The 16,856-nt window shown below is 66.0% G+C and carries 14 protein-coding genes; 6 read left to right on the top strand and 8 right to left on the bottom strand.

Annotated elements, in window-relative coordinates:
- Window positions 1-92: 92 nt before the first annotated feature.
- Together VXJ37_RS14920 and VXJ37_RS14915 are read left to right on the top strand one after the other, a co-directional pair.
- Entirely contained in the window at window positions 93-2,567 is a 2,475-nt protein-coding gene (locus VXJ37_RS14920; protein ID WP_331323818.1) for a Tex family protein, read from the top strand.
- 50 nt (window positions 2,568-2,617) lie between these two features.
- A complete protein-coding gene (locus VXJ37_RS14915) occupies window positions 2,618-2,842 on the top strand; it encodes a hypothetical protein (RefSeq protein ID WP_331323817.1) in 225 nt (74 codons plus the stop codon).
- On the opposite strand, the gene VXJ37_RS14910 is transcribed toward VXJ37_RS14915, so the two are convergent.
- From VXJ37_RS14910 to VXJ37_RS14885, 6 genes are all read right to left on the bottom strand, one after another.
- Window positions 2,839-3,648, bottom strand: coding sequence for a YqjF family protein (locus tag VXJ37_RS14910; RefSeq protein ID WP_331323816.1), 810 nt, complete (start codon window positions 3,646-3,648; stop codon window positions 2,839-2,841). The genes VXJ37_RS14915 and VXJ37_RS14910 overlap by 4 nt on opposite strands.
- 39 nt (window positions 3,649-3,687) lie before the next feature.
- Window positions 3,688-4,467 carry an isocitrate lyase/PEP mutase family protein gene (locus tag VXJ37_RS14905; RefSeq protein WP_331323815.1) on the bottom strand — a complete coding sequence of 260 codons (780 nt, stop codon included), beginning with the start codon at window positions 4,465-4,467 and terminating at the stop codon, window positions 3,688-3,690.
- Complete coding sequence (locus VXJ37_RS14900) at window positions 4,464-6,239, bottom strand: HNH endonuclease signature motif containing protein (protein WP_331323814.1); 1,776 nt, start codon at window positions 6,237-6,239, stop codon at window positions 4,464-4,466. The genes VXJ37_RS14905 and VXJ37_RS14900 overlap by 4 nt, the downstream gene beginning before the upstream one ends.
- Before the next feature lie 74 nt (window positions 6,240-6,313).
- The gene (locus VXJ37_RS14895; RefSeq protein ID WP_331323813.1) at window positions 6,314-6,709 is read right to left on the bottom strand and encodes a DUF1622 domain-containing protein; all 396 of its coding nucleotides are present in this window, start codon (window positions 6,707-6,709) and stop codon (window positions 6,314-6,316) included.
- Window positions 6,710-6,777: 68 nt separating this feature from the next.
- Window positions 6,778-7,638: an NAD-dependent epimerase/dehydratase family protein gene (locus VXJ37_RS14890; protein ID WP_331323812.1), complete on the bottom strand. Its 861-nt coding sequence runs from the start codon at window positions 7,636-7,638 to the stop codon at window positions 6,778-6,780.
- A 3-nt stretch (window positions 7,639-7,641) separates the two neighbouring features.
- The gene (locus VXJ37_RS14885) at window positions 7,642-8,562 is read right to left on the bottom strand and encodes an MSMEG_6728 family protein (RefSeq protein ID WP_331323811.1); all 921 of its coding nucleotides are present in this window, start codon (window positions 8,560-8,562) and stop codon (window positions 7,642-7,644) included.
- Between the two features lie 156 nt (window positions 8,563-8,718).
- Between VXJ37_RS14885 and VXJ37_RS14880 the strand changes: the two genes are divergently transcribed.
- Window positions 8,719-9,306, top strand: a complete 588-nt coding sequence (locus VXJ37_RS14880) for a hypothetical protein (protein WP_141943352.1) — start codon at window positions 8,719-8,721, stop codon at window positions 9,304-9,306.
- Between the two features lie 175 nt (window positions 9,307-9,481).
- Here VXJ37_RS14880 and VXJ37_RS14875 read toward each other — a convergent pair whose 3' ends face one another.
- On the bottom strand, window positions 9,482-10,114 hold the full coding sequence (locus VXJ37_RS14875) for a transglycosylase family protein (RefSeq protein WP_331323810.1): 633 nt from the start codon (window positions 10,112-10,114) through the stop codon (window positions 9,482-9,484).
- 309 nt (window positions 10,115-10,423) lie between these two features.
- Here VXJ37_RS14875 and VXJ37_RS14870 point away from each other — a divergent pair, with 309 nt between their 5' ends.
- The 3 genes from VXJ37_RS14870 to VXJ37_RS14860 all read left to right on the top strand — a co-directional run bounded on the left by VXJ37_RS14870 (window position 10,424) and on the right by VXJ37_RS14860 (window position 13,114).
- A complete protein-coding gene (locus tag VXJ37_RS14870) occupies window positions 10,424-11,485 on the top strand; it encodes an adenosine deaminase (protein ID WP_440589818.1) in 1,062 nt (353 codons plus the stop codon).
- Between the two features lie 259 nt (window positions 11,486-11,744).
- Complete coding sequence (locus VXJ37_RS14865; protein ID WP_331323809.1) at window positions 11,745-12,680, top strand: pullulanase X25 domain-containing protein; 936 nt, start codon at window positions 11,745-11,747, stop codon at window positions 12,678-12,680.
- 107 nt (window positions 12,681-12,787) lie between these two features.
- Complete coding sequence (locus tag VXJ37_RS14860) at window positions 12,788-13,114, top strand: acylphosphatase (RefSeq protein ID WP_331323808.1); 327 nt, start codon at window positions 12,788-12,790, stop codon at window positions 13,112-13,114.
- A gap of 29 nt (window positions 13,115-13,143) precedes the next feature.
- On the opposite strand, the gene VXJ37_RS14855 is transcribed toward VXJ37_RS14860, so the two are convergent.
- Window positions 13,144-16,809, bottom strand: a complete 3,666-nt coding sequence (locus VXJ37_RS14855; protein WP_331323807.1) for a TM0106 family RecB-like putative nuclease — start codon at window positions 16,807-16,809, stop codon at window positions 13,144-13,146.
- Window positions 16,810-16,856 lie beyond the last annotated feature (47 nt).

Below are 16,856 nucleotides of genomic sequence, written 5' to 3'. Positions count from 1 at the left end.
GGCCCAAAGGAATACCCTCTCCCACCCCCTAGCCATCCACATAGAGGCATCGTCCGGTGGAGCCCGGCAGGCCGGTAGGGCAAGATGTTCTGGTGACTCAAGTGCCTGCGCCTTCTCCCGTTCCCACTTCCCCCGATGCCTCGGAGGAAGACGCCATCTTCGCCCAGATCGCGGCAGAGCTGGGCGTGAAGGCCTGGCAGGTGAAGGCGGCGGTGGGACTGCTCGACGGCGGGTCAACAGTGCCGTTCATCGCCCGGTACCGCAAGGAAGCCACCGGGACGCTGGACGACACCCAACTCCGTGACCTCGACGAGCGGCTGCGCTACCTCCGAGAACTCACGGACCGGCGTCGTGCCGTTCTCGAAGCGATCGAGGCGCAGGGGCAACTGACGCCGGAACTGCGCGCGGCCGTCCTCGCGGCAGACACCAAATCACGGCTCGAGGACATCTACCTGCCATTCAAGTCCAAGCGCCGGACCAAGGCCCAGATCGCCCGGGAAGCGGGCCTTGAGCCGCTCGCGGACTCGCTGCTCAAGCGCCCGGACCTGGATCCAGAGCGTGAGGCCGGAAAGTACCTCAACAGCGAGCACGCGATTGGTGACGCCGCTGCCGCGCTGGCGGGCGCGCGGGCCATCCTGGTCGAGCGGGTGGCGCAGGATCCCGACCTCGCCGCGAACCTCCGCGACCGGATGTGGACGCAGGGCCGGATGGTGTCACGCGTCAAAAAGGGCAAGGAAGCTGAAGGCCAAAAGTTCGCGGACTACTTCGAGTTCGCCCAGTCACCCGACCGCATGCCTTCGCACCGGGTGCTCGCGCTGTTCCGCGGCGAGAAGGATGGCATCCTCGAGTTGGACCTTGCCGAAGCCGACCCGGCGGACGACGCCGCCCTCACCGCCGCCCGCGCCCGCTACGAGTCCGCCGTGGCCAGGTTCCTCGGGGTTGCCGACCGCGGGCGTCCCGCCGACGCGTGGCTGATGCAGACAGCACAGGTGGCCTGGCGCACCCGGGTGCTGGCACGCCTCACCTCAGACCTCCGCGCCAGGTTGTTCATGGCAGCCGAAGACGAAGCAGTCCGGGTGTTCGCCGCGAACCTTCGCGACGTGCTGCTGGCCGCTCCTGCGGGAAACCGCCCCACGTTGGGCCTCGATCCCGGGCTGCGGACCGGCGTGAAAGTTGCCGTGGTGGACGGCACCGGCAAGGTGGTAGCCACTGACACGGTCTACCCGCATGCACCGGCACGTAAATGGGACGACGCCCTGGCCACCCTGGTCCGTTTGGCGCGGCAGCACGCTGCCGAACTCGTGGCCATCGGCAACGGGACGGCGTCGCGGGAGACGGACAAGCTGGCCGCCGACCTGATCAAACTGCTGCCCGAGGTGGACCGGAAGCCGCAAAAACTCGTGGTGTCCGAAGCAGGCGCATCCGTGTACTCGGCCTCCGCGCTCGCTGCCGCCGAACTTCCGGGAATGGACGTCTCCCTGCGCGGGGCCGTCTCCATTGCCCGGCGCCTGCAGGACCCGCTCGCCGAGCTGGTCAAGATCGACCCCAAATCCATCGGGGTGGGCCAGTACCAGCACGACGTAACGGCATCGAAACTGGACCGCAGCCTGGACGCCGTGGTGGAAGACTGCGTGAACGCCGTGGGGGTGGACGTCAACACGGCCTCGCCCGCGCTGCTAAGCCGGGTGGCCGGCGTCGGGCCCCTGCTCAGCGAGAACATCGTGGCCTACCGGAACGAACATGGACCCTTCAAGAAACGGGCCGATCTCAAGAAGGTGCCGCGGCTGGGCGCCAAGGCGTTCGAGCAGTGCGCCGGGTTCCTCAGGATCACCGGGGGAGCGGACCCGCTTGATGCGTCCAGCGTGCACCCGGAGTCCTACGCGGTCGCGCGGAAAATCCTCGTGGCCGCCGGCCCGGCACCCGCGTCGTCCCTGGACCCGCACAAGTTCGTGGACGATACCGTTGGCCTGCCGACCGTCAAGGACATCCTCGCCGAGTTGGACAAACCGGGCCGCGACCCGCGTCCTGCCTTCACTACCGCAACCTTCTCCGAAGGAATTGAAAAGATCTCGGACCTGCGGCCCGGCATGGTTCTCGAGGGAACGGTGACCAATGTTGCCGCCTTTGGCGCATTCGTGGACGTGGGGGTCCATCAGGACGGCCTGGTCCACGTCTCGGCCCTGTCCAACCGCTTTGTGTCCGACCCGCGCGAGGTGGTGAAATCCGGGCAGGTCGTCCGCGTCAAGGTCTTGGAGGCTGACCCGGAGCGAAAGCGTATCTCCCTGACGCTAAGGCTCGACGACGAACCTGCCGCCGCCGGTTCGGGCTCCGGCCGCCGTTCTTCCGGACAAGGCACGACGGCGCCCGCCGGCCAGGGTAAGCCGGGCGGGCAATGGAACCGTGAGGGAGCGGAACAAAAGGGTGGACGCAGCGGCCGGCCGGACCGGCAGCAGCAGGGAAAGCAGGTGCCGGGCAGGGGCGGCAGCGGTGGGAGTCCTGCCCCGAAACCCCAACCCGTCAACACCGCAATGGCCGAGGCGCTCAGGAAGGCTGGGCTGGGCAAGTAGCGGAGTGGGCTTTTGGCGACGGTGCCGCTCACCAGACCGACGCCGAACGTGTGCATACGCCCGATCTGCCGGCGCGGACCGGAATTATCGGTGCAACCGTACCTGAGGCGAAGCTTGAGGCTGAGCAGCTGATCACCCACAGCCGTGCGTCAACAGCGTCCCTGTACTTCGACCCTTCCAACTCTCTGCAGTCAGGGATTGGCACGTTGGTCAGTACCTACACGGAGGGCAGCGGCTGGCAGGACGTGCAGGATGTGCGGGAGGCTACTTTCTAGCCGCCGTTTCCGACCAGGCGCGGCCTGCCGAATCTCGTACGGACCCCAGGCGAGTACAGGACAGATTCCGGCGCCCCGCTAACGGGGATGCCGGCCGCTCCGACCAATTCGTCGCTGATCTGGTGGACGTCAGCCTCGAAGAGGGGCCACTCGTGGTGGGTATTCGGAACGTGAATTGTCCTGCCGTGGAACCGGCCGTGCATCCCGAACCTGGCGGTGAGGAATATGGACAGCGGATCGCATGCTGCGGTGCGGAGCCTGGGGATCACAGTGAAGTCGCTTCGTGCCCCTGAGCCGCCGAACCTGTGGACGGAATAGCCCAGGGGAAAGTCACCGGCACGGTTGCCGCCCGCGGCTTCGCTGGTGATCCCCTGGACCTGGCCGCCGTTCCCGGGAAAGGGCGGCCAGTGACGGATCCGCGACCACACGTAGGGGATTCCCGCTGCCCTGGTGGCCAGGACAACGGGCAGCCGGTTCGCATCCAGGGTCAGGAACACTACCCCGCGGGTCCCGTCCGCCTCCCGCGAGTAGAGCCGCACGTTGACCTCGTTGAAGCTCCCCAGATAGGGGATGCCGGGTCCCCGTCCAAGCCCGGCTTGCTCCATGCGGAATCCGATAAGGCCAACCCATGAGCTGCCATCGAACACATCCGGTTGTACACCGTCAGGCATAAAGCCGGCGGCCACTTCCTCCGGGATGCGCCAGTGGAGGAACACGGCGTCGAGCCACCGCTGGTCCGAGAATACCGGCTGCGGCAAGGCAGGCGGCAGCGGCCACAGTTCTGCCGCACTCAAGTTCCTCGTCAAGGTTTTCGGCTCCTTTGCTCGGTACGGCCGCGGCAGCCGCTAGTTCAACGGACGCGTGTTCCCAGGGAGCTGGCCACCTGCAAGAAGCTCGGCGGCTGTGTCCGCCAGGGCGGTCAGGGCGACCCGCTGCGTCCAGGGACCGTACGAGATGCGGGCGACGCCCAGTTCCTGCAGCCTGGCAGGCGGTAGTGATCCGGGGACGTTGATGACAGAGATCCTGTTCCAGCCGATGCCCTCCACCAGGGCAGTCACCGTCGGTTCGTCCAGGAGGCCCGGGACAAAGACAGTGGTGGCACCTACGTCCAGGAATGCCCTCCCGCGCCCGATGGCATCGGCCAGTACCTCACCGGGCTCCCGGTCCTTGCCTTTCAGGAAGGCATCGGTGCGGGCATTCAGGACGAAGTCGATTCCCTCAGCAGCGCCGGCGTGGACAACGGCTGCCATCTGGTTGACGGCGTCTGTCAGCGGCTGCATCTGGTCCTCGATGTTGGCCCCCACGATTCCCACGCCGATAGCCCTGCGGGTGGTCTCACCCGGATTGCCGTAGCCGGATTCAAGATCCGCGCTTACCGGCAGATGGGTGGCTGCGGCGATGCGGCCCACAAAGCTGATCATCTCGTCGACTGGAATGTTCTCACCGTCCTCGTAGCCCAGCGTTGCGGCGATTGAGTGGCTTGCTGTGGCCAGGGCAGTGGTTCCCGGGATGTCGCTAATGACTTTGGCGGTGATGGCGTCCCAGACGTTGACCACCTGGAGGATCTCCGGGGCGCGGTGGAGGCGGAGAAGTTCCGAGGCTTTGGCGCTGCTGGATTGAGTCATGCGTGAAGCCTAACCGACGGCTGGGGGCGGTGATTATTCCCGCGGGTGGGCGGTGGGGGTGGTTTGAAGTAGTCGTTTTGTTGGGGTGTTTGGGTGGGGTCGATGTGGGGTGGCGGGATGAATGCCGGCATGCCGTGGGTGGTGGTGATGGTCCATTGTTCTTTGTGGATGAGGTGGTGATGGTGGCCGCAGAGCAGGACGCCGTTGTTGGTGGTGGTGGGTCCGCCCCGTGACCAGTAGGTGATGTGGTGGGCTTCGCACCAGGGGGCGGGGATTGTGCAGTTGGGGAAGGCGCAGCCCTGGTCACGGGCGGTGAGGGCGGTGCGTTGGGCTGGGGTGAAGAGGCGGATTTTGCGGCCGAGGTCGAGGATTTCGCCTTGGGTGCCCAGGAGGGCGGGGATGATGTCGGCGTCGCAGGCGATTTTGCGCAGCGTGGCCGCTGCGACGGGTCCGGTGAACATGAACGCCCCGGTTGCACTCCCGGCGGATATCCTTGGCCGGAATTCCGGCACCGTTCCCCGTTCCGCTCCTGTGTGCGTTCGCGCCTCCGAACTTGGTTCTGATCTTTCGGACGCGGCGGTGGGCTGGGGGAAGAGATCCTGGTAATTGATGGTGGCGATGATTTGGGGCCGGTTGCCGCCGGTGGCGGGCAGGGTGTTGGTGGCGAGGGCGGTCTTGGCAGCGGTGACGATGCCGTCGAGTTGCTTTTGGGCGCGGGTGCGCCGGTCCAGGTCAATCCGTCCGGTTTGGCCTGGTTGGTAGTTCCCGCTGGTGCGGGGGTTGGTGGCGGTGTTCATCACCGTGAGGAGGTGTTCGTATTGGTCGGTGGTGGCGAAGATTTCGAGGTGGTGAAGGCCGTGGCGGGGCTTGCGGATGAAAGCGCCTTGGGTGTGGCGGAGGGCTTCTTCCGTGGGTTCGGTGCCGTCCGCGTCAATGGTGTCGGTCCAGCGCTGGGCCAGGCGGGTGAGGAAGTCAGGGTCGCACCTGGTGGCGGCGGTGGTGAGGTGGTGTTCGATCGTGTCCAGGGTCTCTCCGGTGGTGCGGTGCTGAAGCCGGTCGAGGGTGGCGGTGATGATGGTTGCGGCATAGGAGGACACCGCAGGGCCGCCAAGTGTTCCGGACCCTGTGTCTGCCCCGGCGGCGGTTTGGGTGTCAGTGCTGAGGGTGGGGACGAGGGCGGCGGCGAGGTGGGGCCGCCGTGGTGTGAGTGGTTCGCCGGTAAGGGTGGTGCCGGGCAAGATGTTGTGGGAGAGGGTGAGTCTGCGGCGGGCTTCGCGGATGGGGATCTGGAGGCGGAGGCGGAGGAACTCTGCGGTGTTCCGGCACCCGTCATCGGCCGGGGACACCACCGGGCGGCCATCCCGGGAGGGCCGCCGGGGCCATTCCGAATCGGTCTCGCCCGCAGCCTCAGTCCCGCTCGTCGAGAACCGGGCGGTGCGGGTCTTGGCAGCGGCCCCGGTGATGGCCTGGGTACGGGTGCGATCCACTGCACCGGCGCCCACCAGTTGCAGGAACTCCACGGTCCGGGCAAGTCCCTCGGCCCACGCCGCGAAGTCGGCAGCCTCGACATAACTGGCCGTTGCAAGCACCTCCGGGGCGGCAAGGGCCACGGCGGCGATTCGGACGGCCACCTCGGCCATGACGTCTCGGCTGCCAGGGACCGTTTCGGGTTGCTCTAGCCGGTCGCCGGGGACGGCGTGAAGGTGAGCCGGGCGCGGCAGCCAATTGCCGGCGTCGTACGCCCCACCAAGATCCTCCCCAATGGCCTCCATAACCCCACTCTGCCAGCCACCACTGACAATCAAGCCGGCCCAATACCCCTATGTGGAAAACCTGTCCACTGCCCTCAGCGCGTCGCAGCGGCGGAGGCGGAACGGGCCGGGGAGGTTTCCTTTTGCCACGGCCAGCGTCCGGTGATCTCCAACTTCAGGGAGAAGCTGAGGAAGGTCCTGATCAGCACGATGATGGCGAGCACGCCCACGCTGACGAACGTCGGGGTGACGGCGACGGTCCGGATGATGTCGGCGGCGACGAGCAGCTCAAGGCCCAACAGGATGGACCTGCCCAGCAGCTGCCGGTTCGAGCGGTAGAAGTTCAGCTTCCCAGTGCCTGGCGGGAGCTGCCGGGGCTGATGACCGCGGATCGCCAGCGGGAGGGAGACCACCGCCCCGATGACCATGACCGCCACTCCTGCGAAGTCGACCAGTTGCCCAACCGTCTCTATGATCTGCCGAAAGTCCATTCCCTGCCCTACCCCGGGCCAGGCGTCTCCGCAACCAGCCCGGCAGTGACTAAGGGAAGGCCGACCAGTTACGGATGGCGGACGCCGTTCCCCGCTATAACGTCCCTGTACCCTTCCCTGAAGGTCGGAAACGCCAGGGTGAACCCGGTGCTGCGCAGGAGGTCGTTGCGGCAGCGCTTGTTGCCGCCACGGGCAGGCCCCGCGTCACCGAGCCGCGGTGCCGGAAGGCCGAGTTCGCTTGCCAGGAAGCGCAGTACGCTGCCCAGGTCGGCAGGCTCATTGTCCACACCCACGTAGATGGGCGCAGGGGCAGCCTCCATGGTGGCAAGGTGAACGAGGGCCGCCGCAGCATCGTCGCGGTGGATCCGGTTGGTGTACCGGACGTCCTCGGGAATGACTGCCGAGCCGCTCCGCACCTGGTCGATCAGCCGGGTCCGTCCCGGCCCGTAAATGCCACCCAGCCTGACGGAGACACCGAGAGTGCTGGTTCCTTCAAGCCTTGCCTGCAGCAGTTCCTCCGCTTCCACCAGGATGCGGCCAGAGAAGCCGCCGGGGTCGGCGGCCGTGGACTCGTCCACCCACCCGCCGCTCGCGTCCCCGTATACGGCCGTCGAGGAGACAAAGATGATCCGCTTGGGGGTTACAGCATCCCGCTTCAGCGCAGCAAGGACGTTTTCCACTCCACGTACATACGCGGCCCGGTATGCCTCCTCAGTGGGTGAATCGGCGGCAACGGCAATTACGACGGCGGTGGCATCCTCGGGGACAGGAGGCAGGTCCCCAGCGGTAAGGTCAGCCGCGGCACCTTCGATTGCGGCCGGCAGCTTCGCCGGGGAACGGCGCCACCCGACAACCCGGTGGCCCAAGCCGGCAAACCGCAACCCCGCCTCAGTACCAAGATCGCCGCATCCGGCCAAGAGAATCGTCATAAGCTACGGTGCCTCCACCGGGAAGAAGACGCGCGGATCCTGCAGCAGCGCCGGGTAGGCGAACGCGGAGCGGTCCACGATCTCGGTGACTTCGAAGTTCCTGCCGAAACGGCCGTCATCGAGGGTGATGGGCCGCCCCACGACCTGTCCCACCGCGAACCTGGCCCCGTTCTCGAACGGGACCGCCACCGGTGTCTTTCCGGGAAGGGTCCGGAAGGCCTCCTCCTGCGCCAGCCGTTTGCGGGTGGGTTTCTTCGCCTGCGGCCTGGGCGGTGCCTTCTTCGGGGCACGGGACGGCCGGCGGGAGCCGTCTTCAACATAGACAGGGGAGTAGCCGTCGTCTCCGGCGGCCATTGCCGCAGCGGCGGCCGCGCTGCGGTTAACCGGCGGGAGTGCCACAGTCGTTAGGGACTGGGGGTCGAGGTCCTCATGTGGCTCCCGCAGGATCCAGAGAATATCCCCCTCCGGTTCCTGCGGAAGGAACTCGTGCCGGGGCTCGGGCCAGACGTAGTCCATGTCCGGGATCGCGTCGGGAAAGACAGCGGTGTAGAACTTGGGTTCCTTGTGGACCAACTTGGAACGGTGGCTCAGGTGGAAGTCGGGCTCACCCAGCCACGGCGGCATGACGATTTTGGCCGCGTAGTCCGGGTGCGCTGCCTGCGGGGCGAACTCGGCGATGTTCGCACGGGTGTTGTCCGGGTGGCCGCGTTCGATCCATTCGTCCACCATGGCCAGGCCGTACATGGTGAGGGCGGGCACGTGGCCCATCCACATCCGGATGGCCGGGTGGGTCTGCCAGCCGTAGCCCGGAATGACCAGCGCGCGCAGGGTTTGCAGCGCTTCAACCCGCTGCTTGCCCAGCCGTGCGGTGTCCAGGGCTGCGGCACTTTGGCGGAAGTCAGGGTACGGAAGGAAGGTTTGCATCTCTTCAGTCTGACGGTCCCCGGCGGAAGTGCCAATTGCTGTGCCTGCGGCCACACGCTGGGACCGGGAATGTCCAAATAATGGACGCCTGCATACGCCTTTCAGGTTAAACCACTAAGATCACCGCAACCACCCCCGCGTTTTGGAAGCTCACTCATGACATCTACACCGAACAAAGCCGTCAGCCCATCCCGCACTGCACTGCCCCGCTACGGGCAGATGCTGGGCCCGGAAGCCCAGGGAATCCTGGTTCTCGACGAGTTCACCATCGATCCTGCCGCCGCCCGCAAAGACCAGCACCGCTTCCGCGATGGCATGGCCACTGTTGCCAGGACTGTCCGCCGGATAGCTGCCCTCCGCGTTGTCATAGCGCTCGTGGCGATTGGCAACCTGCCGCTGTTCCTGCTGGGAAGTGGCTGGTGGATCTACGGCGTATCGCTGACCCTTGTTGTCGCGGTCCACGCTGCTGTGACGCTGCTCAACCGGCACGAGCCGCGGCTCAAGCAGCGCTCCGCCCTGGAGCTGCACATGCACCGGGAACGCAGCGCCAACTACCGCAAGGTGCGCGACGCCGTGAAGTACATGATCGACACCCCTACCCGCATGAATGAGCACCTCTACCTGGAGCTGCTGGCCGTCAAGCGGGTTGCCTTGAACCTCGCCCACGGCACGGTTGCGTTGCTGGACACCAGCGACGAATCGGCCTGGAAGGTGCGTATCGTCCGCGAACTGCACGCCAGCTGACCGCAGGCCGGCTGGCTGCTCCGCAGCGGCTGAGGCATTAAAGAACGACGCCGGCACATCCCTTGTGGGGTGTGCCGGCGTCGTTTTTGGTCAACGGAATTTGTCTATCGCCGACCTGTCTGTGTCGCCTTGAAAGGCGGTGCGGCCAAGGCCGCTGGTGGAACGTCCGCTGGTATTAGGCGGGGAGCTGAATGACCTGTCCCTCGAATACGAGGTTCGGATCCGAAATGGTGTCCAGGTTCGCGTCCGCGAGGTGCTGCCAGCCGCCCTGGATGCCCAGCTTCTCGGCGACGATGCTCAAGGTATCCCCGGCCTGCAGGGTGTACGTCTCACCGCTGAGAGGAACGGACGTCGCGTGCCGCGGCGCCGGCGCCTGCTTTACCGGGGCGCTCTGGACAGGGGCGCTCTGGACCTTGACCGGGGCGCTCTGGACCGGAGCGCTCTGTACCGGCGCTCCGCCGCCGCCGCTCAGTCCAAGCTGCGACGAGCAGGACGGCCAGGCTCCCCAGCCCTGGGAGGCCTGGACCCGCTCGGCTACAGCGATCTGCTGGTCACGGCTGGCGTTCTCCGGGGACCCGGTTCCGCCGTAGGCTGCCCAGGTGCTGGAGGTGAACTGCAGGCCGCCGGAGAAGCCGTTGCCCGTGTTGATGGACCAGTTCCCGCCGCTCTCGCACTGTGCGAGTGCGTCCCAGGTGGATGTGGGGGTGGCTGCGTTGGCCGCCGTGGCTGAGAGTGCCAAACCTGCCGCGGAGACGGCGGCCAGGGTGACTCCGCGGCGTGCGGCAGTACGGAATTTGGTGTTTTTCATGATGGTGATGCTCCTGAAGGCCACCAGCGCTGGTTCCGTCCCCGGAGATCGTCGCGCCACTGCCCGCCCCTGACGAATAGAGGTCACTGTCGGTGGCTGCCGCTGGGCAGTTCTGGTGGAGGCAGCACCGGGCAATCAAAAAGCCCGCCGAACGGGCATGCATTTCACGCTAGGACATCGTTTCTGCGTTATCAAATCGAGATTCAGGCGGGCGTGTTGGGTGTGGGCCAGGACACCCCCGGCGCCTCCCCCATAAGCGCATGAACACGCGGGCAGGCGCGAAGCCGGAAGGGGCATTATCCTGTCCGGATGGACAATTTAGCCGCTGGCAGCACCATGCCCGAAACCAACGTGGACGCTGCGGAAACCGCCGTTCCCGCCAAGCCCCTCCCGGTGGCTGAACTCCACCTGCACATCGAGGGCACGCTGCAGCCCGAGCTCATCTTTGCCCTCGCCGAGCGCAACGGCATCGAGCTGCCATACTCCGGCTTGGAGGAACTCCGCGAAAAGTACGAGTTCACGGACCTTCAGTCGTTCCTTGACCTCTACTACGCGAACATGGCGGTGCTTCGCACCGAGCGGGACTTCGCGGACATGACCCGGGCATACCTGGAGCGTGCTGCGGCCGCCGGCGTCCGGCACGCCGAAATCATGATGGACCCGCAGGCCCACCTCTCGCGTGGCATCCCCCTCGAAGCATGCGTCACGGGCGTGGCCTCCGTGCTGGCGACCTCGGAGGAGGAGTACGGCATCTCCACCATCCTGATCGCGGCCTTCCTGCGTGACCTGCCCGAGGACTCGGCCCTTGAAGTCCTTGGCAGGCTGCTGGCCATGAACGCGCCCATCGGCGCCATCGGGCTGGACTCAGCCGAAGTGGGAAACCCGCCGTCCAAGTTCGAGCGGTTGTATGCCAAGGCACGCGAAGCAGGCCTGCGGCTGACGGCCCATGCCGGGGAGGAGGGCCCGGCGTCGTACATCACCGAAGCCTTGGATATTCTGGACGTGGAGCGGATTGACCATGGCATCCGCTGCATGGACGATCCGGACTTGGTGGAACGCCTCGTGGATGCGCGGATTCCACTGACGGTTTGCCCCCTGTCCAACGTCCGGCTGCGCGCAGTGGACACCCTTGCGGACCATCCGCTGCCGGCCATGCTCGCCGCAGGGCTGAATGTTTCCGTCAACTCGGACGATCCTGCCTACTTTGGTGGCTACGTGGATGACAACTTCGCACAGCTGACCGCTACGTTCGATCTCTCCGACTTCGACAAGGCACGGCTGGCAGCGAACTCCATCCACTCCTCGTTCGCATCGGAGGAGCGCAAGGCGGAACTGCTGGCGGAACTGAACGGGCGGGAAGCGGCCGACTGACCACTTCTGTGTCACGCGCAACAGCAGGCGTCCGCGCCCGGTAAACTAAGTGCCGCAGGCGTGTCTGGGGAGTGCAGGGCAGCACCCATGTCAGCGCTTGAGGGTTATGCAGACAGCCCTTACCCGAGACCTCCGCCTCACTTGCGGCACCATCCGCTTCACAGTCGGTCACGACACGCAGAGTTAACCAATTAAAGTCGCGCGATTTAACGGGCAGTTGGCAAGATGCCTAAGACCGATCGCTTATATAAGGGGAATCATGGCCAAGTCCACCGCAGAAAACACCTACCTTCGACTCAAGACCGTCCTGGATGTCCTGACCGAAGGCGTGTGGTCCGGCGATGCACTCAATGCTGGCCAGGTCCTGGCGGAAGCCACTGCCCGCGTGCCATTCAACGAGCACGAGGCAGAACTCCTCAGCGGCGGAATCCCGCGCGGCCACAAGACCCTCACCTCTGCCACCGCGAAGCTGGTCAAGGCCGGCTGGCTGATCAAGGGCCGTTCCGGCTGGACCATCACTGAAGACGGCATGCGCGCCACTGTCGCCTTCCCGGACGTGGATTCCTTCGCGGCAGCGCTCGACGCCGGCACCCCGGTCCCTGCCGACACCCCCGTTCCCACGGCTCCCGAAGGATTCGTGCGTCCCGTTTCCGCCGCAGCCGCGACGCTGGAAGTTCCGGCCAAGGAAGAAGCACCGAAGAAGACCACCCGGAAGGCTCCGGCAAAGAAAGCCGCCTCCGCAGTGGGCAAGGCTGCAAAGGCACTCGAGGACGCCGTGGAGCCGGTGGTGAAGGCCGTCCGCAAGAAGTCCTCCCCGAAGGACAAGGCTGAAGCGGCTGCTCCTGCCGGGGCAGTTGCCGCCGAGCCGTTCGAGGGCCCGGATGTGGAAACCCTCCCGCAGCCTGAAGCTGTGGCCGTTGCCGGTGACTTCAACACCATCCTCGGCGCCCCTGAGAACTGGGCCCCGCAGTACGACGAAGCACAGATGGAGTTCGACTTCCTGGACCAGCTGTGGAAGAAGAGCGCGGAGCTTCCCGCCGGTTACTACACCTTCAAGATCGCACTGAACCGTTCGTGGGATGAGAACTACGGCGCCTTCGGAACGTTCGACGGCCCCAACCACGAGCTGCACCACGCCGGCGGCACCGTGACCATCCGCTACAACCACGCCACCCGCGACATCACCATCAACTAACCAGCCATTCCACCCAGCCGGGTTGCACGGGCTGCCGTTTCGGGTTCCCGGGACATCAGTTCGTGCAACCCAGCGGGCCAGGGACGCTGTCCTGTGAGGAGGCCACCATGGGTCGGCATGCAAGTTCAGCGCAGGACAGCCCGGCGCCTGAAGGTTCAGGGCAGGACGTCCGGCTGGCCGCCCGGGTTTTTGGAATGGTCCAGGGGGTCGGCTTCCGCTACTGGACCATGGGCACCGCTGAGGAGCTCGGGCTCTCCGGAGAGGTGCGGAACCTCGACGACGGCTCCGTGTCCGTGATTGCCGAGGGGCCCGAAAGCAAAGTCCAGCAGCTCCTGAAGTGGCTCAATTCCGACCGGACTCCGGGCAGGGTGGAACGGGTGGACAGTTCCCTTTCGAAAGCGGAGGGAAACCTCCGGGGGTTCCGCGCGCACTGACGTTCTCCGGGCCGCGTTGCTCCCGACGACTACTGCTGGGCGGCCTGCTCGTTGGGGCTCAGGCCGAGGAAGGCTCCAAGTTCCTCCAGCGCCGCCGGCTTGTGCGGCATGTAATTAGTGAGTTCCGGGGACCTGATGACCACCGCGCGCCACTGGCCGCGGGAGACAGCAACGTTGATGCGGTTCCTGTTGAGCAGGAACTCCGCTCCGCGCGGTGCCTCCGCCACCGCAGAGCACGCCATGGACACCAGCACCACCGGTGCTTCCTGGCCCTGGAACTTGTCCACCGTCCCCACACGGACCAGGGGCAGCCCCGCTTCTGCCAGGTGTTTGCGGATGAGGTGGACCTGGGCGTTGTAGGCGGCCACCACCAGCAGGTCCTGCTGTTCCAGCGGATGCGCCGCGCTGCCGGGGCCGGCGATCCACTTCACCCCAAGATGCCTGCGGGCCTGGCGGACAACTTCATCCGCCTCTTCTTTTGAGGCTGTCGTGTTGCCGCTGTGGTGTACGAAGACCGTCTCCACGCCGGGTGCGAAGGCTTCCAGTTCGCGGAGGGACGCGGCAGGAGCGGACTTCAGCTTCCCCTCGTAGCTGAGGTTCGATACGGCCCGGCACAGATCCGGATGCATGCGCCAGGTGTCCGCAAGGAAGTAACCCAGGTTCGGCGGAAGGGTGGCGTGTCCGGCCGCGAGCCATCCCAGGGCGGACTCATCAACTGGTTCCGGATGCGTGCCTTGTGAAACCTGCGGAAGCTGCTGCGGGTCACCGAGCAGGAGCAGCCGCTTGGCAGCGCGGGACACGGCGAGCGTGTTGGCCAGCGAGAATTGGCCGGCCTCATCAATGACCAGGAGGTCAAGGGACCCGGCAGGCACCTCCTTGCCGGTCATGGTCCACGCCGTGCCGCCCACCAGGCAGCCGCCCGGGGCCGACAGCAGGCGGCCCACATCTCCATCCGCCGTTAGCTGCCACGGAACATCATGGGGAGAACTTAGTTTTTTGCCCACGACAGCCGGGTCCACCCCACCTGTCTGGATGGCCCGGCACAGGAGGTTTTCCACCACATTGTGGGACTGGGCCACCACGCCGATCTTCCAGCCATCGGCCACGAGCCTGCCGATCACATGGGCGCCAACGAACGTCTTTCCCGTACCCGGAGGGCCCTGGACGGCCAGGTAGGAGCGGTCAAGGTCCCGCAGGGACTCGGTGATGGCGCCGGCATAATCGGCCTCGGCGTCCTCTCCGCGCGCCACTTCCACCGGCCCCTGCCGGGATTGGAAACGCGGTGGCAGCTTGCGCAGGATGTCTAATGCCGGTTGCGCGGGAAGGGTGGGCGCCGAGGCTCCCACTACCCGGGCTATGTCCGCTATGGCGGCCTCGATGTTGTCCGTGGGTATTGGTTTGTCCTCCGTCAACGCCACTGGAAGATGCACATGGGCGCCAACCTTTGCGGTCTCCTTCTCGGCGATGGTGATGAGGGTGTGCTCAGGATTGTCCGGCGCTGCCTCCAGCTCATGAATCCTGGTTCCGAAGGTGTAGGCCCTGGTCCCGGGAAGAGCGTCGGGAGCGAGCATGCCGTCCGGTCCCGGAGGGTCGTACAGCCGGCACCACTTGGAATTTGAGCGGAAGTCGGAGCCTTCCGTCATGGTGCCTCGGAGCTTCAGTACCCGGGTGCGCATCCGTTCCCGGGGCTTGGCCAATGCCCAGTCCGAGACGACTTCGGCTGATGACACCACGAAGACGTTCCTCTGGTCCGACCAACTGTCCAGCGGTGCCTCGACCCGGTCGAAGTGCTGCCACCAGAACTGCTTTTGCTCGCGCCGGTGATATCCGGTTGCGGCAGCGACCATGGCAAGGGCGCGCTCGTCGTTTGTCCAGGGCCGGTTGTCCGGCAGTTCCGCCAAGTACTCGCGAAGGCCCCGTTCTTCCTGGGTATCATCCCGTTCAACCGGCGACCCGTCGGCTGCCGGCCCCGCCAGGGGTGCACCTGCCGAGGGGCCGGAATCAGGATCTTCGGTGGCGGATTGGGCGCCTGCGGGGGCCTGGGAAGCGATCTGCAGCAGCCAGTCCCGGAGCCGCAGTGTGGAGAGGCAGTCGTACTGGTTGTAGTCGGAGATGGAAGCCAGGATGGCAGCGGCTTCATCCCGGTGCCCTTCATCCCGGGCCGCGCAGTAGGCGGCATAGGCCACAACGGAGGCGCCCGCATCCTTGACGTCCCCCGAGCGCAGGTTGTTTCCCATGTACAGCGGTTCGAGCTTCTTGATGGAATAGGACGCTTCCGAGATGCGGAGGGAATGCCGCACCGTGGCGTACAGGTCCACAAGCAGCCCCTGCCTCAGCCAGTCGTCCACGATGTCCTCACCGGCCTGGTGGGCGAGGGAGAGGTTGCGGAGCGCCGTCTTCTCGTACGGGGCGTAGTGGTAGACATGCATGTCCGGGTAGACGGCCCGCCTCTTTTCCACATAGTCCAGGAAGCCAAGGAAGGCGCGGCGCTCCTCCGAGCGGGAGTGCGCCCAGAACGGCCGGAACACCGGATCTGCCTGGTCCCCTTCGGCCGGGGCCTCGATGACGCCGAAGAGGTACTCGATGCCCCAGGCGCCGGTGGCGGGGTCCTGCCACAGCGGATCGCCCTCGAAGTCGAAAAAGATGTCTCCCCGGCTGGGGGCGGGAAGGTCCCGGATGGTGTTGTCCGGAAGAACGGTGTAGGAAACCGTGTGCGGTGCGCCGTCCTTGGTAAAGACACGGGAACCGGCCACCGAATCCAGGCCCAGCTGCATGCGTGCCTGGGCGCGCAGCCTTGCCAGGGAGTTTATTGCCTGGGCAGCGGGCATGGCAGCGAGTTGGTCGATGGTGGTGATGTTCGCTGCATGCAGCTTCCGCCGCTGGACCACGGACATGCCGGCTACCATCAGCAGGTCCCGGTGGAGTTTCACCTGTTCCGCGCAGTAGTCGCACCGTCCGCAATGGACGACGCCCGGCTGCTGCCACTGCACAACTGAACCGGCGGCGCGGTGGCTGGCCGTGAGTTGGCGGAAGCGCCGCCGTCGCTCGCGGAAGACGGGCAGCAGGTCCGGCAGGGAGTGGCTGCTCCGCAGCCAGTCCTGACCCACGCGCGTGCCCAGCACGAGGGCGACTACAGGCGAGGGGTCCAGCCCCATGCCGAGCAGTTGGTCGCCATAGGCGGCAAGCTGTAGCAAGGCTCCCACCTTGGCGTGCCTGGCAAGTTTCGTGTCCCAGATTTCGTACCGGCCCGGGTCCTCTGTGCCTGCGGCCTCGTTGACCAGGAAGTCCGCGTAGCCCAGGAATTCGCCGTCGAAGAAGGTGGCTTGGAAGACGACGTCCGCCCCGGCCCGGAGGGCGAGCTCTGTTTCGGCATGTTTCGCCTGCAGGTCGCTGCGCAGGGTCTGGCCGCGTTCCAGGGAGTAGACGCCAGACCCGCGGCTGGCGTCCCACTCACCGAATTTCTCTACGAGACTGGCAAGCACCGTGCGCTCGTGGCGATCGCCCAGCTCGCCGGCACGCTTCTGCATTTCGTCGGCGGGAAACTCGGCCTTGGGGGAGCGTCCCAGCTTTTCGTCCAGTATCCGGAGCGTGCGGTACTCGCATTCGGATGCAGCCACCAGGTCGCTCGCCGAAAAGACCAGGTCCGGCGGGGTACTGGAGCCGGAATCAGTGTCGGCTGCGTCGAGCAGAAACACGTGGCCTCCCCAACTGTTGGCGGAACGGGGGACGGTTCCCCCGGATT

The organism is Pseudarthrobacter phenanthrenivorans (genome assembly GCF_036455295.1).
In the GTDB taxonomy this organism is placed as follows: Bacteria; Actinomycetota; Actinomycetes; order Actinomycetales; family Micrococcaceae; genus Arthrobacter; species Arthrobacter phenanthrenivorans_C.
This window is presented reverse-complemented; position numbering and strand designations above follow the sequence as displayed.

Bases quoted from the DNA above. Each gene is read 5' to 3' on its own strand.
- VXJ37_RS14905 (WP_331323815.1), bottom strand. From the start codon at position 4,467: ATGACTCAATCCAGCAGCGCCAAAGCCTCGGAACTTCTCCGCCTCCAC.
- VXJ37_RS14900 (WP_331323814.1), bottom strand. From the start codon at position 6,239: ATGGAGGCCATTGGGGAGGATCTTGGTGGGGCGTACGACGCCGGCAAT.
- VXJ37_RS14895 (WP_331323813.1), bottom strand. From the start codon at position 6,709: ATGGACTTTCGGCAGATCATAGAGACGGTTGGGCAACTGGTCGACTTC.
- VXJ37_RS14890 (WP_331323812.1), bottom strand. From the start codon at position 7,638: ATGACGATTCTCTTGGCCGGATGCGGCGATCTTGGTACTGAGGCGGGG.
- VXJ37_RS14885 (WP_331323811.1), bottom strand. From the start codon at position 8,562: ATGCAAACCTTCCTTCCGTACCCTGACTTCCGCCAAAGTGCCGCAGCC.
- VXJ37_RS14880 (WP_141943352.1), top strand. From the start codon at position 8,719: ATGACATCTACACCGAACAAAGCCGTCAGCCCATCCCGCACTGCACTG.
- VXJ37_RS14875 (WP_331323810.1), bottom strand. From the start codon at position 10,114: ATGAAAAACACCAAATTCCGTACTGCCGCACGCCGCGGAGTCACCCTG.
- VXJ37_RS14870 (WP_440589818.1), top strand. From the start codon at position 10,424: ATGGACAATTTAGCCGCTGGCAGCACCATGCCCGAAACCAACGTGGAC.
- VXJ37_RS14865 (WP_331323809.1), top strand. From the start codon at position 11,745: ATGGCCAAGTCCACCGCAGAAAACACCTACCTTCGACTCAAGACCGTC.
- VXJ37_RS14860 (WP_331323808.1), top strand. From the start codon at position 12,788: ATGGGTCGGCATGCAAGTTCAGCGCAGGACAGCCCGGCGCCTGAAGGT.